Here is a 14,691-nt window from a genome sequence, read left to right as displayed (position 1 = left end):
GGATTGCTGTTATTTGCGGCAATCCTTTCTATTTTGGATACTTGACAATTTTAGGTAGAGTGATACAATGAGCCTAATTACTTTTTACTAGGAGGAAAATATGAAAAATATGAAAATGAAAATCATGGGAGTGATTACATTTTTAATTGTAGCAGGGATCTATTATTATGTTACTTTGCCGGCAATTAATATTCACTCTAGAGACTTTTGGGTATTTTGGATTATACTCATGGTATTAGTTATTGTTTGGTATGGCTGGAAGAAGAAAATTCGCAGCAAACAAGAAGTGAAGTCATCGAAAGGAATGAAGATCCTAATTACAGTGGGAGTAATTGTAGTTGTTGTTTATGCAGTAGGAACTTTATTATCTTCACCAATTATCAATTCGAAGAAGTATAGGAATCTTTTGAAGGTGGAAGAAGGAAAATTTACAAAAGATATTGAAGAGTTATCTTTTGATCAAATTCCACTATTGGATAAAGAGTCTGCTACACTTTTGGGAAATCGTAAAATGGGAAGTATGGTAGATATGGTTTCACAGTTTGAAGTGGATGAGATTTACACACAGATCAATTATAAAGATAAGCCTGTCCGAGTATCTCCACTTAAATATGCCAATATTATCAAGTGGTTTACGAATCGATCAGAAGGGATACCAGCGTATGTAAGAATTGATATGGCGAGTCAATCAACAGAACTTGTTAAATTAGATAAAGGAATGAAGTATACGACAAGTGAACACTTTAATCGTAATATTTACAGACATTTACGATTTAAATATCCAACATATATTTTTAATGATTTGAGTTTTGAAACAGATGATGAAGGAACTCCGTATTGGGTTTGCCCAGTAAAGAAATTTAATATTGGGTTATTTGGCGGGGAAACAATTGGAAGAGTTGTTTTATGTAATGCGATTACAGGTGAGACGAAAGACTATGCTATTGACAAAGCACCATCTTGGATTGATAGAGCATATTCAGCAGATATGCTTGTGCAATTGTATGACTATTATGGTTCTTTGAAACATGGATTTTTGAATAGTGTACTCGGACAGAAAGATTGCTTAAAGACAACAGATGGATATAATTATTTGGCAATTGATGATGATGTATGGGTATATACCGGTGTGACATCTGTAAGTGGAGATGAATCCAATGTTGGATTTGTTTTAATGAATCAACGTACTATGGAAACAAAGTTCTACTCTATTGAAGGGGCGACTGAAAAGTCGGCAATGTCTTCAGCAGAAGGGCAAGTACAGAATTTGAAATATAAAGCAACATTTCCACTGTTGTTAAATATTTCAGGTGAGCCAACATATTTTATCGCATTGAAAGATGATGCAGGACTAGTAAAGAAATATGCTATGGTAAATGTACAAAAGTATCAATTGGTTGCAATTGGGGATACGGTAAGTAGTTGTGAGAAACAATACAATAAGCTTTTAGTGACAGATGGAGTTATTAAAGAGGAAGAAGAAACAACGAAAGTACAGAATATAAGTGGAAAAATAAGTAAGATTGCACAAGGGGTAATCGAAGGAAATTCTCACTATTACATTATGTTAGAAGGTAACGGGGAAATTTTTGATGTATCAGTTGTAGATTTTATTAATGTAATTAAATATGAAGTTGGACAGAATGTTACAATTGAATACAAAAAAGGCGAAAAAGCAAATAAGGTTTTGTCTATGAAATAAGAAAAAGAGGAAAATGAAATGAAATCATTTTCCTCTTTTGACATTTAATTAAGAATTTGACAGTCAGTTAAATTAATATTATTTAACTCTTCACGATTAGCGCTGATGCTTAAATAGAAGTTGATGTGATGAAGTTTACTGATGTTTTTGAGTCGTTCTATAAAACGTGGCATATTTTCTAATGAGATATCAGATTGTTTCAAAATACCGTCAATGAAAATACATTCAATGTCACTATTGCAACTAAGCATACCATAGATAAAACCAGTATAGTCATCAACATTGCGGATAGATGGATAATCAGCCATACAGATTGCTCTTATATCGAAAGAAAGATTAAATGTATCATTATGGCTGTTCTTAATGAAAACTACGTTTCCGTCTAGTGATTTTACTGTATTGTTTGCAAAATCAATCATTTGTTGTGTCTTACCACTGCCTTTTGGGCCTACTAATAAATTTACCATAGCACTATCTCCTTTATGTATATTTCGTTCTGTCTTGATGTTAATTATTATACAACAAATTATAGAAATGAGCAACAAATTATCTAAAAAATATAAAATTAGCACTTTTAATTTGTGCAAATTAATGTATAATACCAATAGTGCAAATGAATTGGGAGGTTAAGTGTGATGATTCAGATTTTAATAATAGAAGATGATAGACATATTGGTGAGGGACTACAGTTTCTTTTAGAAAGTGAAGGGTTTCATGTGGAATTAGCGATGACTATAGCGGAAGGAAAGAAAAAGATAGAAGAAAAATCTTATCAGTTATTGATATTAGATGTTGGACTTCCTGATGGAAATGGACTTGTATTTTTTCAAGAGATACAGGAAAAAGAGATACCAGTTATTCTTTTAACTGCACTTGATGAGGAAGAACAGATTGTAGAGGGATTTCGTCTTGGGGTAGATGAGTACATTACGAAGCCGTTTCGTCCAAGAGAACTTGTTTCTAGAGTGAAAAATGTAATTAGACTGAGAGGAATAGGAATAAAGGAAAAAAATGAACTTATAATAGGAAAAATTTCTATTCACTTAACTGAGCATATGGCATATAAGAATGGAAGACGATTGGAGTTGACCGCATTAGAATATAAAATATTATTATTATGTTTTGAGAATAAGGGGAGAATTTTAACGAGAAATCAGATTTTGTCACATATTTGGGATGAGACGGGAAATTTTGTTAATGATAATACACTTACAGTCTATATTAAAAGACTTCGAGAGAAAGTTGAAGATAATCCAAATGATCCAGAAATTATTCAGACGGTAAGGGGAATGGGATATAAAATAGGTGGTTAATATGAATAAGAAAAAATGGTTTATATGTATTTGCTTGTGTATAGTAGTTAATATTGGTATTTGTGTGTGTTTAGGAAGAACGAAGGAAAAAGAGATAAACAGCTGGATATATAGAATGACCGAGAAAATTTTGGAAACAGAAGACAAACAAGAAGTAACAGATATTTTGAAAAAGTACGGTGTGGAAGAAAGTGAGTTTCATCCAATATCCATGGCGATAGATATAACTTGTATCGGTCTGTTAAATGGAATTTTATTTTGGGGAATAAGTTTATATGACAGAAAGCAACGAGATAAAAAGATACGAGAAATGGAACAATACTGTGAAGAAATTTTGGCGGGAAAGGAAACTTTGCAATTAATTGATAATGAAGAAGGAAGTTTTAGTTTTTTAAATAATAAAGTGTATGACATTACAATGCTTTTAAGAGAAAATAATGCTTTTTTGAAAAAGAGCAAATCTGAGTTAGAACAATTTTTGGCTGATATATCACATCAATTAAAAACTCCAATTACATCTTTGTATATGGTAAATGAACTTTTACGAATGGATTTACCTCAGGAGAAAAAAGAACTGTTTTTAGATAATATGCAAAAAGATTTAATGAAAATAGAATGGCTTGTAAAAGGGATATTAAATTTGGCAAAGTTAGATTCGGGAACAGTTGTACTAAAAAAAGAAGAAATTTATATTAAAGATTTATTAAAAGAAGTACAGGAAAGATTTGATGTTTTATGCGAGGTTACAGGAAGTCACATTTGGGGAGAAGGAGAAGAGAAGTCGAAATTGTGGTGTGATTTGCATTGGACGAAAGAGTGTGTTTGCAATATAGTTAAAAATGCTATAGAGCATGGAGCAACGGAAGTGAAATTTTTTTGGGAGGAAAATTATATTTATACAATGCTAAGCATAAAAGACAATGGTGAAGGAATCGAAAAGGAGGATTTACCTCATATTTTTGAACGATTTTATAAAAGTAAAAATGCGAAAGAGGATAGTGTAGGTCTTGGATTGGCATTTGCAAAAAGTATTGTAAAATATCAAGGTGGAGATATTGAAGTAAAAAGTCAGAAAGAAAAGGGAACCGAGTTTCTTATAAAATTTTATCAAAAGTCACTTTAAAGTCACTTTCATTCGATATGATGATGTTGTCAAAAGAAAAGGAGGACAGTTATGGAAATTTTGAAGATTGAAAATTTGTGTAAAACATATGGAATGAATGATACGAAAGTAAAGGCGTTGGATAACATAAATTTTTCTGTTGCGAGAGGAGAGTTTGTTGCGATTATCGGTGCTTCTGGAAGTGGAAAATCAACATTACTTCATTTGATTGGGGGTGTGGACAAAGCGACATCAGGAAAAGTATATATAGATGGAACAGAAATTTTAAGTTTGAACAATGATAAAATGGCAATTTTTAGAAGACGACAGTTAGGATTGATTTATCAGTTTTATAATTTGATTCCAATATTAAATGTAGAGGAAAATATAGCTTTACCATGTCGATTAGATGGAAAGCGAGTAGAGAAAGAGAAGATGGAGGAAATGCTTTCTATATTAAATCTGACAAATAGAAAAGAATATTTGCCAAATCAATTATCAGGAGGACAGCAACAGAGAGTTTCCATTGGAAGAGCGTTAATTAATCATCCTGCAATTGTATTGGCAGACGAACCAACAGGAAACCTTGATAGTAAATCATCTAGAGAAATCATTGATTTATTAAAGATGACAAATCGAAAATATAATCAAACGATTTTGCTTATTACCCATGATGAGAAAATTGCATTAGAGGCAGATCGAATTATTACTATTGCAGACGGAAAAATGATAAAAGATGAGAAGGTGAGGTAATTTATGAAAATATTAAATGAACTCACAATAAAAAATTTGAAAAAAAATAAGAAAAGAACATTTGCCACTATTTTTGGTGTTTTGTTATCAGTAGCTTTAATTACTGCAATAACAACATTTGTATCTAGTATACAGGGGAGTCTTATTGAGTATGCAAAGAAAACGAATGGTAATTATCATATGTTAGTTAGAAATGTTCCACAAGAGAAACAAAAATATCTCCTACATAACAAGAAAGCAGAAAAGAAAATGGTTTTACAGACAATAGAAAATGTGAAGATCATTTCAAAAGAGGTTGATGGGAATTTTCCAAAAACAAAAATTTTGGGGATGAAAGAACAAGATTTTACTGATTGGGGAATTATTTTGGAAAAAGGACAATTGCCTCAAAATAAAAAAGAAATTTTACTTCCAGGGGAATTTCAATTGAATTATTTCAAAAAAATAGATGTAGGAGATACATTAAAATTAGAAGTAGGAGGAAAAGAAAAGGACTATGTTATTTCTGGAATAGTAAAGACAGATCCGCTTTATTTTTATAATAGAGAAGATAACGGATATAATTTGTTTACCATATTCGACGAGGAAAGAAACAGTGGAAATGTGGATATTGCTATGTTGATGAAAAACCCTAAAGATACATTTGCTGTTCAGACAATGTTGAAAAAAGAATTGGATTTACACGAGTGCAAGGTGAATAATAGCTTGTTGACTTTTCAAGGGGCAATGAGAAATGTAGATGCGTTACGTTCTTTAAAAATAATGGCTGGAATAGTTATTGGTATTATTTTATTTACGTCTGTATTTGTGATAAAAAATAGTTTTGACATTTCTGTTACCGAAAGACTAAAGCAATATGGTATGTTGGCGAGTGTAGGAGCAACATCTAAGCAGATACGGAAAAATGTTTTGTTTGAAGGGGTGATTTTAGGAGCGATTTCCATTCCGCTTGGTGTTTTATTTGGGATTGGAGCAATTGGGGTGACACTTCGTATTGTAATGCAAATTTTAAAGGGAACATCTTTCGATGGAGAAATTGAATTGAAGTTGTACGTGTCGGTTGTTTCAATTTTGATTGCTGTAATAGTAGCAATATGTATGATTTATATTTCTTCGTTAATTCCTGCAAAAAGTGCAGAAAAGGTGTCCCCTATAGACTCGATTCGTGAGACAAAAAGTATAAAGTTAGAGGCAAAAAAATTACGTACAGCTAAAGTATTCTCAAAAATTTTTGGAATTGAGGGAGAGATTGCGCAAAAAAACTTAAAACGAAGCAGAAAAAAATATAGAACGACGGTATTTTCTCTTTTTATTAGTATTGTATTGTTCCTATCTATTAGTTCTATAAAAATATATGGAGAAGAAGTGCAAAATCTAAACTATGGGAAAATAGAATATAATTTGATTGCCTATAATGATGAACAAGATATAAAAACAAAAGGAGAAATCTATCAAAAAGCAAGTAAGGTAAAGGGAATAAATAAATGTGATATTGTTAAAATATGGAATGCCAAACCGATTAATGTATCTTTGACGGAAACGTCTGAAAAAATCAGAGATATTACGAAATTTAGTCAAGAAGAGAAAGATGAAGAAATAGAATATGTATTTTGTTCTTTTTCTGATAAAACGTATAAGAAATTTGTGGAAAAATTAGGGTTGCCTTATGAGAAAGTAAAAGATAAAGGGATTTTATATGACACAAGTATTTCATTTGTTCGTGATGAAGGTGAACGTAAGGCAAAGCGAAAAAAATATCATGAACTCGATGTAAAAGAGGGAGAAAAATTACGATTTGATGGAGGAGAAATTGAAATCGTCAAACGGTCAGAGAATTTTCCACTTACAAATAATTCTTATAATGAACCAACTATTATTGTGTCAGAAGAATGGATGAACAAGAGAGAGTTTGCCTATGCAGGGGTATATATTGATGCAAATAACACATTAGAAGTTCGAAAAAATTTGGAAGAAATAGCTTTTGAAGAAAGTTGGAGTTATAGGGATTTTGCAGAAGAAGCTAGGGAAAGAAATAGCATTAACCTTATTATATCTATATTCTTATATGGATTTTTGGTAGTGATTTCTGTTATTGGAATTACGAATATTTTTAATACGATTACAACCAATATGGCATTGAGAAGCAGAGAGTTTGCTGCACTTCGGTCAGTTGGAATGACAGATAAAGAGTTTAAAAAGATGATCTGGTATGAAAGTTTTTTCTATGGAACGAAAGCACTTTTATATGGAATTCCAGTAGGAATTCTATTCTCATATATTTTCTATAAACAATTCGTAAATATTTTAGAGATACCATATCATATACCATATCAACAAGTATTTATTTGTGTTTTAGTTGTATTTTTAGTTGTGTATATAACTATGCAGTATGCAATAAAAAAGGTGGAAAAACAGAATATTATAGAAACTATTCGAAGTGAAAATATTTAGCATGAAAGAGACTGTAATAAAATTATTGCAGTCTCTTTTAAATTTATTGATTTACAAGAGAAAAAAGTATTATAATAAGAACAATTGTCATAGAAACAATAATAAGATAAAGGAGGAAAAGACATGATAAAAGAACTTTCCAAAAGTATTCGAGAATACAAAAAGCCGTCTATTCTAGCCCCTATTTTTGTTTCGTTGGAAGTTATTATGGAATGCATTATTCCGTTTGTTATTGCCCGTTTAGTAAATGAAATAAAGGCGGGGTGTGACTTAAAAACAATTGTAATTTATGGCGGATGTTTAATTTTAATGGCTGGATTTGCATTATTTGCAGGGGCTATAGCTGGGTCGGTTTGTGCTACTGGTTCTTGTGGATTTGCGAAAAATTTGAGAAAGGATATGTTTTATAAAATACAGAGCTATTCTTTTACGAATATTGATAAGTTCTCTACATCATCACTTGTGACAAGACTTACAACAGATGTGACAAATGTGCAGATGGCATATATGATGCTGATAAGAATAGCGATTCGTTGTCCTCTTATGCTTGTGTTTTCTTTTACAATGGCATTTGTTATGGGAGGAAAAATGGCGTGGATATTTGTTGTAGTAGTTCCGATATTAGCGATAGGTCTATTCTTAATCATTCGATTAGCAATGCCTGTATTTAAACGAGTATTTAAAAAATATGATAATTTGAATACTTCTATTCAAGAAAATATTAAGGGAATGCGAGTTGTAAAATCTTATGTGCGTGAAGACTATGAAAAAGAAAAATTTGAGAAAGCAGCAGATAATATTTGCAGAGATTTTACGAAAGCAGAAAAGATTTTAGCGTATAACAATCCACTTATGCAGTTTTGTATGTATACAGTAATGATTTTTGTTATGTATTTTGGATCATATGTAATTATTACATCAAAAGGTCTTGATTTAGATGTAGGACAATTTTCAGCACTTTTAACTTATAGTTTTCAAATATTGAATTCATTAATGATGATGTCTATGGTATTCGTTATGATTACGATGGCAAGTGAATCTGCAAAGCGAATTATGGAAGTTTTGCAAGAAGAGGGAACAATTAGAAATCCAGAAAACCCTATATATGAAGTGAAAGATGGATCGATTGATTTTGAAAATGTGAATTTTAAATATGTGAAAACAGCAAAAAAAATGGCGTTGTCAAATATTAATTTACATATCCGTTCCGGTGAAACAATAGGGATTATTGGTGGAACAGGGTCTTCAAAGTCTTCGTTAATTCAATTGATTTCAAGATTATATGATACAACTGAAGGATGTGTGAAAGTTGGTGGGATTGATGTTAAAAAATATGATTTAACATCGTTAAGAAATGCAGTATCTGTTGTATTACAAAAGAATGTATTGTTTTCTGGAACAATCAAGGAAAATCTTCGTTGGGGAAATAAAGATGCAACAGATGAAGAGTTGATTGAGGTGTGTAAATTAGCACAGGCAGATGAATTTATTCAACAGTTCCCTAACCAATATGATACCTATATTGAGCAAGGTGGGACAAATGTGTCTGGAGGACAAAAACAGAGAATATGTATTGCAAGAGCTTTGTTAAAAAATCCGAAAATTTTAATTTTAGATGATTCAACAAGCGCAGTAGATACAAAAACAGATGCGCTTATCAGAAGAGCTTTCAAGGAATTTATTCCAGAAACAACAAAAATTATTATTGCACAGCGTATTTCTTCTGTGGAAGAAGCGGACAGAATTGTTGTAATGGATAAAGGTACAATTCATGCCATCGGAACCCACAAACAGTTGCTTGTTGAAAGTGAAATCTATCGAGAAATATATACTTCACAAAAAAAGGTAGGTGAAGAGGATGAATAAGAGAGAAAAAAGGGGAGCATTTGGTAGACTTTTAAAAACATTATTTCAATTCTATCCAATAAAAATGCCACTTATTTTAGTTTGTATTATTTTTAGTGCAGCTGTTACTTCTATCCCGGGAATTTTCATGCAAAAGATTATTTCTATAGTAGAAATCAGTTGGAAAACAGGAAAATGGGATGCAGTTAGTGGGAGAATTGTCTATTATGTAGGTGTTTTGTTGATTTTGTATATTCTTTCACTATTTTCGGCGATTGTGTTTACACAGATGATGGCCACAATTACACAGGGATTTCTTAAAAAACTTCGTGTAAAAATGTTTCATGGAATGCAGAATCTTCCAATCAAATATTTTGACACACACAATCATGGTGATATTATGAGTTATTATACAAATGATATTGATACGTTAAGACAAATGATATCTCAAAGTATTCCACAATTGTTAGTTTCATCAGTTACGGTATTGACAGTATTTGGGATTATGATTTACTTTAGTTTGTGGATGACGTTGGTAGTGATTTTTGGTGTGATAATTATGTTTATCGTAACAAAGAAAATTGGTGGAAACTCTGCAAAATATTTTACCAGCCAACAAATTTCTCTTGGAAAAGCCGAAGGATATGTTGAAGAAGTTATGAACGGTCAAAAAGTTGTGCAAGTATTTTGTCATGAAAGAGAATGTGAAAAGAAGTTTGATGAGATCAATGAAAAATTATTCAAAGATGCAGAAAGTGCCAATAAATTTGCGAATATGCTTATGCCAGTTTTAGGTAATATTGGAAATGTTCTTTATGTTACAGTTGCTCTTACAGGAGGAATTTTGTTATTGTTGCAAGTGAAAAATATAAGTTTCTCAGGAATGGCATTTGGTATAAGTATTGTTGTTCCGTTTCTAAATATGACAAAACAGTTTTGTGGAAATGTTAGTCAAGTATCGAATCAAATCAATTCTGTTGTTATGGGACTTGCTGGTGCGAAAAGGATTTTTCAATTGATTGATGAAGAACCAGAAAAAGATGAGGGGTATGTAACTCTTGTTTCTGCAAAAGAAGAAAATGGAAAACTTGTAGAATGTAAAGAACGGACAGGAATGTGGGCGTGGAAGCATCCACATAAAGAGAATGGGACAGTGACATATACAAAGCTATCTGGAGATGTCCGCATGGTTGATGTTGATTTTGGATATGAAGAAAACAAGACTATTTTACATAATATAACATTGTATGCAAAGCCAGGACAGAAGGTTGCTTTTGTTGGTTCTACTGGTGCAGGGAAAACAACAATCACAAATTTGATTAACCGATTTTATGATATTGCAGATGGAAAAATCCGATATGATGGAATTAATATTGACAAGATTAAGAAAGAAGATTTAAGACGATCACTTGGTGTTGTTCTTCAAGAAACAAATTTATTTACGGGAACAGTCATGGATAATATTCGTTATGGGAGATTAGATGCTACAGAAGAGGAATGTGTTCATGCAGCAAAACTTGTAGGAGCAGATGATTTTATTACTCGTTTACCAAAAGGGTATGATACACCTCTTGCGGAAAATGGAGCTAATCTTTCACAAGGGCAGAGACAGTTAATAACAATTGCAAGAGCTGCAGTTGCTGATCCACCAGTAATGATTTTGGATGAAGCAACGTCATCTATTGATACACGAACAGAAACTATTGTGCAAAGAGGAATGGACGCTCTTATGGAAGGGAGAACGGTTTTTGTTATTGCACATAGATTATCGACAGTGCGAAATTCTGATGTTATTATGGTGTTGGAAAAAGGACGTATTATCGAGCGTGGTACGCATGAGATGCTTATGGCAGAAAGAGGTAAATATTACCAATTATATACCGGGGCATTTGAATTAGATTAAATAAAAATATAAAAGGAGAAAAAGAATATGGGAATGAGAGTGAATAAACAGCTTCCACTTCCGTTGGAATTGAAGGAAGAATATCCATTGACAAAGGATATTGTGGCATTAAAAAAACAGAGAGATAATGAAATTAGAGATATTTTTATGGGGAAATCAGATAAATTTATGGTTCTTGTAGGACCTTGTTCTGCAGATAACGAGGTTGCGATTTGTGATTATGTAAGTCGTTTAGCAAAGTTAAATGAACAAGTGTCAGAGAAACTAATGATTATCCCAAGAATTTATACAAATAAACCACGAACAACAGGTGCTGGATATAAAGGTATGCTACATCAACCAGAACCAGATAAGGCACCAGATTTACTTGGGGGAATTATTGCGATTCGAAAAATGCATATTCATGCGATTGAAGAAAGTGGACTTACTTCTGCCGACGAAATGCTTTATCCTGAAAATAGAAGTTATTTAGATGATATATTATCATATGAAGCAATAGGAGCACGTTCTGTAGAAAATCAACAGCACAGATTAACTGCAAGTGGAATGGATATCCCTGTTGGGATGAAAAATCCAACAAGTGGAGATTTTTCAGTAATGATGAATTCAGTAATTGCAGCGCAAAGTTCACATACATTCATTTATCGAGGAATGGATGTAACAACAGATGGGAATGATCTTGCTCACGTTATCTTACGAGGCGGTGTAGATAAATATGGAACATGTATTCCAAACTATCACTATGAAGATTTAGTTAGATTGCAGAATATATATAAGAAAATGGATTTACAAAATCCAGCGGCAATTGTTGATGCAAATCATTCTAATTCTAATAAGCAGTTTAAAGAACAGATTCGTATTGTAAGTGAAGTGTTGCATAGTAGAAATTATAATCCGGAGATTAAAAAGTTAGTCAAAGGAGTTATGATTGAAAGTTATTTAGAAGAAGGTTGTCAAGGAATTGCAGAAGACAGAGTTTATGGGAAATCAATTACAGATCCTTGTTTGAGTTGGGAAGATACAGAAAGACTAATTCATAAAATTGCTGAAAATTGTTAGATAAAAGGTGTAAAAATGAAAGCCACTGTGATATAATTGAAAATAATAATAAATTTTCAGAATTATATAGAAGGGGGCTAGCTGTTATGACGGATAACATTATCATTACGATTGGAAGACAATTTGGAAGTGGTGGACATGAAATAGGGAATAGATTGGCGACAAAGCTTGATATACCTCTTTATGACCATAATCTTGTCAAGATGGCAGCAAGAGAATTGCATTTAGATCAAGCTGTTGCAGAAGAAGCAGATGAAAGCATGCTTGGAAAATTTCTTTCTGCGTATGTTGTAGGTGTGGGAAGTTATACTTCTTTTATGACAAATGAAGCTGTTGTTGAGCCGGTGAGTGATAGACTATATGCGGAACAAACTGAGATTTTGAAACGGTTGGCAAATAGAAGTTCGTGTGTAATTGTGGGAAGATGTGCAGATTACATATTAGGAGACTACTCTAACTATATACATACATTTATTTATGCATTTTGGGAAGACAGAGTTAGAAGGATTATGTCTATTTATGGTTTGACTGAAAAACAGGCAAAAGAGAAAATTAGACATATAGATAGAGAGAGAAGATTATACTACGAAGCTCATACAGGAAGAAAATGGGGAGATATTGAATCTCACCAGATATTACTAAACAGTAGTCTTTTAGGAATTGATGGAACGGTGGAAATTTTAGAAGCAGCTTATCGTAAGAAAGAGGAACAATTAAAGAAAGGCAAATAAAAACTGGCAGGAGTGTGCTCTTGCCAGTTTTCGCTATATGAGAATACCATTATAGTAAAAAAATAAATAAATGAAATGTGATTTTATCACAGTAATTAAAATGAAATTTGATATAATAAAAATAAAAAAGTACTAGGAGGATATAAAATGAACGAACAATTAATGATAGAAGAAGGATTAGAAACAATGAAGGAAACAGAAAATGCGGTGCTTTTAGATGTTCGCTCTATCGAAGAATATCAAGAGGGGCATTTAGAAGGCAGTTTAAATATTCCGATTAATCGTCTTCCAACGATTTCTCTTCCAAAAGAAAATCCTATTTTCGTATATTGCTTGAGTGGAGCAAGATCAAAAAGAGCTGCGGACTTTTTGAATAAAATAGGGTATACTGCAGTAAATATAGGTGGTATTGTTGGATATAATGGGAAATTAGTGGTGTAGAATATGAAGGCTGTTATATTTGATATGGATGGAGTTCTGATTGATACAGAAAAATATTTGGTGAAATTTTGGTGTCAAGCAGGAAAAGAATTTGGATATGACATAAAAAGAGAAGATGCTTTGATGATTAGAAGTTTGGCAGGAAAATATGCAAAACCTAAATTACAATCAATTTATGGAAAAGATTTTGATTATATAGCTGTAAGACAGAGAAGAAAAGAATTAATGCGTGATTGGCTAGATAAAAATGGAATTGAAAAGAAAGAAGGAGTAGATGAAATTCTGCCTTATTTGAAAGAGCAAGGATTGAAAATAGCAGTTGCAACGGCAACAGACGAAGAAAGAGCTACAAGATATCTAAAAGAAATTGGGATTTATCATTGGTTTGATCAGGTGATTTGTGCAAATATGGTAGAAAATGGGAAACCGATGCCAGATATTTATCTTTATGCGTGTGAACAAATTGGGGAAGATCCAAAAGACTGTTACGCTATAGAAGATTCTCCAAATGGAGTACGAGCAGCTACGCTTGCAGGCTGTAGAGCAATTATGGTTCCAGATTTAAGTGAACCGGATAAAGAAACAGAGAAGTTACTTTATGCAAAAGTAACTTCTCTGTCAAAACTTAAAGATGTTTTTTCTCAAGAGATCCAATAAGTAATCCACCAACTATATTTCCGGCAGTAACAATTCCCAAAACTTTTAAGAAAGGAATTATCTGTACACCGAAAGCCCATCCATATGCTGAAAGATAATACATGTTGGCAACAATATGATCATATCCACCAAAAACGAAGGCGGTGATTAGTAGCCATACATAAAAAATTTGAGGGAAAGATCCTTTTGGATATTTTTTTCCAAGGAAAACAGCATAACTTACAAAAATAGCACAGATAATTCCCATAATAAATAAGCTTAATGGGGAATCGGTAAGTTTCGTGTCTACGATGGCTTGAAGACGTTCTAAAATTTTGCTTTCAAATCTGCAAAAATGTATCAGTGTAGCAATGATAAATGCTCCAACTCCATTTCCTATCCAAGTTACAATTAAATCTTTTACGTCATATTCTTTTGTGGCAATCATAAGTGGGCATACTCTAGTAAAAAGCATATTGCTAAAATTAAATACTAGAAAAATTCCTGTAGCAAAGAAAAGGGAGGCGACAATTTGATTAGGAATAATCAAGAAAGTTATTGCACCTAAAGCGATGTAAGCGCCTGCCATTAAACCACTGAAAAAGTTTTGTTTCATTTGTTCTTACTCCTTTAGTATTTTATCGTTAGTTAAAAAACTCAATCCTTACAATATTACCATATTTGATATATGTTTCACAAGAGAAAAAACAGATTTTGTAGTCTTGAATTTTCAATTGACATAAGCACGAAGAATA

The 14,691-nt window shown here is 32.3% G+C and carries 13 protein-coding genes; 11 read left to right on the top strand and 2 right to left on the bottom strand.

Going from position 1 to position 14,691, the window contains the following annotated elements; translation table 11 throughout:
• The first annotated feature begins 100 nt into the window (after window positions 1-100).
• The gene (locus tag ACY2U7_RS05400; protein WP_461812150.1) at window positions 101-1,702 is read left to right on the top strand and encodes a CvpA family protein; all 1,602 of its coding nucleotides are present in this window, start codon (window positions 101-103) and stop codon (window positions 1,700-1,702) included.
• 44 nt (window positions 1,703-1,746) lie between these two features.
• On the opposite strand, the gene ACY2U7_RS05395 is transcribed toward ACY2U7_RS05400, so the two are convergent.
• Window positions 1,747-2,169, bottom strand: a complete 423-nt coding sequence (locus ACY2U7_RS05395) for a hypothetical protein (protein ID WP_461812151.1) — start codon at window positions 2,167-2,169, stop codon at window positions 1,747-1,749.
• Between the two features lie 168 nt (window positions 2,170-2,337).
• Here ACY2U7_RS05395 and ACY2U7_RS05390 point away from each other — a divergent pair, with 168 nt between their 5' ends.
• From ACY2U7_RS05390 to ACY2U7_RS05345, 10 genes are all read left to right on the top strand, one after another.
• On the top strand, window positions 2,338-3,015 hold the full coding sequence (locus ACY2U7_RS05390; RefSeq protein WP_461812152.1) for a response regulator transcription factor: 678 nt from the start codon (window positions 2,338-2,340) through the stop codon (window positions 3,013-3,015).
• Between the two features lies 1 nt (window position 3,016).
• Window positions 3,017-4,138, top strand: coding sequence for a sensor histidine kinase (locus ACY2U7_RS05385; RefSeq protein ID WP_461816011.1), 1,122 nt, complete (start codon window positions 3,017-3,019; stop codon window positions 4,136-4,138).
• A gap of 51 nt (window positions 4,139-4,189) precedes the next feature.
• Window positions 4,190-4,870: an ABC transporter ATP-binding protein gene (locus ACY2U7_RS05380; RefSeq protein ID WP_461812154.1), complete on the top strand. Its 681-nt coding sequence runs from the start codon at window positions 4,190-4,192 to the stop codon at window positions 4,868-4,870.
• Between the two features lie 3 nt (window positions 4,871-4,873).
• Window positions 4,874-7,321, top strand: a complete 2,448-nt coding sequence (locus ACY2U7_RS05375) for an ABC transporter permease (protein ID WP_461816010.1) — start codon at window positions 4,874-4,876, stop codon at window positions 7,319-7,321.
• A gap of 123 nt (window positions 7,322-7,444) precedes the next feature.
• The gene (locus tag ACY2U7_RS05370) at window positions 7,445-9,187 is read left to right on the top strand and encodes an ABC transporter ATP-binding protein (protein WP_461816009.1); all 1,743 of its coding nucleotides are present in this window, start codon (window positions 7,445-7,447) and stop codon (window positions 9,185-9,187) included.
• Window positions 9,180-11,069, top strand: a complete 1,890-nt coding sequence (locus tag ACY2U7_RS05365; protein ID WP_461816008.1) for an ABC transporter ATP-binding protein — start codon at window positions 9,180-9,182, stop codon at window positions 11,067-11,069. The genes ACY2U7_RS05370 and ACY2U7_RS05365 overlap by 8 nt, the downstream gene beginning before the upstream one ends.
• A 27-nt stretch (window positions 11,070-11,096) precedes the next feature.
• Window positions 11,097-12,128 carry a 3-deoxy-7-phosphoheptulonate synthase gene (locus ACY2U7_RS05360; protein ID WP_461812158.1) on the top strand — a complete coding sequence of 344 codons (1,032 nt, stop codon included), beginning with the start codon at window positions 11,097-11,099 and terminating at the stop codon, window positions 12,126-12,128.
• 86 nt (window positions 12,129-12,214) lie between these two features.
• Complete coding sequence (locus ACY2U7_RS05355; protein ID WP_461812159.1) at window positions 12,215-12,859, top strand: cytidylate kinase-like family protein; 645 nt, start codon at window positions 12,215-12,217, stop codon at window positions 12,857-12,859.
• 147 nt (window positions 12,860-13,006) lie between these two features.
• On the top strand, window positions 13,007-13,300 hold the full coding sequence (locus tag ACY2U7_RS05350; protein WP_461812160.1) for a rhodanese-like domain-containing protein: 294 nt from the start codon (window positions 13,007-13,009) through the stop codon (window positions 13,298-13,300).
• Between the two features lie 3 nt (window positions 13,301-13,303).
• Window positions 13,304-13,957 (top strand): HAD family hydrolase, encoded by a 654-nt coding sequence (locus tag ACY2U7_RS05345; protein ID WP_461816007.1) that lies wholly within the window; start codon window positions 13,304-13,306, stop codon window positions 13,955-13,957.
• On the opposite strand, the gene ACY2U7_RS05340 is transcribed toward ACY2U7_RS05345, so the two are convergent.
• Window positions 13,926-14,552, bottom strand: coding sequence for a formate/nitrite transporter family protein (locus ACY2U7_RS05340; protein WP_461812162.1), 627 nt, complete (start codon window positions 14,550-14,552; stop codon window positions 13,926-13,928). The two genes, ACY2U7_RS05345 and ACY2U7_RS05340, sit on opposite strands and share 32 nt — an antisense overlap.
• Window positions 14,553-14,691: the final 139 nt, after the last annotated feature.

The organism is Faecalimonas sp. (genome assembly GCA_029264305.1).
Lineage (GTDB): Bacteria > Bacillota > Clostridia > Lachnospirales > Lachnospiraceae > Faecalimonas.
This window is presented reverse-complemented; position numbering and strand designations above follow the sequence as displayed.

Coding starts and splice junctions, on each gene's coding strand:
- ACY2U7_RS05400 (WP_461812150.1), top strand. CDS start 101: ATGAAAAATATGAAAATGAAAATCATGGGAGTGATTACATTTTTAATT.
- ACY2U7_RS05395 (WP_461812151.1), bottom strand. CDS start 2,169: ATGGTAAATTTATTAGTAGGCCCAAAAGGCAGTGGTAAGACACAACAA.
- ACY2U7_RS05390 (WP_461812152.1), top strand. CDS start 2,338: ATGATTCAGATTTTAATAATAGAAGATGATAGACATATTGGTGAGGGA.
- ACY2U7_RS05385 (WP_461816011.1), top strand. CDS start 3,017: ATGAATAAGAAAAAATGGTTTATATGTATTTGCTTGTGTATAGTAGTT.
- ACY2U7_RS05380 (WP_461812154.1), top strand. CDS start 4,190: ATGGAAATTTTGAAGATTGAAAATTTGTGTAAAACATATGGAATGAAT.
- ACY2U7_RS05375 (WP_461816010.1), top strand. CDS start 4,874: ATGAAAATATTAAATGAACTCACAATAAAAAATTTGAAAAAAAATAAG.
- ACY2U7_RS05370 (WP_461816009.1), top strand. CDS start 7,445: ATGATAAAAGAACTTTCCAAAAGTATTCGAGAATACAAAAAGCCGTCT.
- ACY2U7_RS05365 (WP_461816008.1), top strand. CDS start 9,180: ATGAATAAGAGAGAAAAAAGGGGAGCATTTGGTAGACTTTTAAAAACA.
- ACY2U7_RS05360 (WP_461812158.1), top strand. CDS start 11,097: ATGGGAATGAGAGTGAATAAACAGCTTCCACTTCCGTTGGAATTGAAG.
- ACY2U7_RS05355 (WP_461812159.1), top strand. CDS start 12,215: ATGACGGATAACATTATCATTACGATTGGAAGACAATTTGGAAGTGGT.
- ACY2U7_RS05350 (WP_461812160.1), top strand. CDS start 13,007: ATGAACGAACAATTAATGATAGAAGAAGGATTAGAAACAATGAAGGAA.
- ACY2U7_RS05345 (WP_461816007.1), top strand. CDS start 13,304: ATGAAGGCTGTTATATTTGATATGGATGGAGTTCTGATTGATACAGAA.
- ACY2U7_RS05340 (WP_461812162.1), bottom strand. CDS start 14,552: ATGAAACAAAACTTTTTCAGTGGTTTAATGGCAGGCGCTTACATCGCT.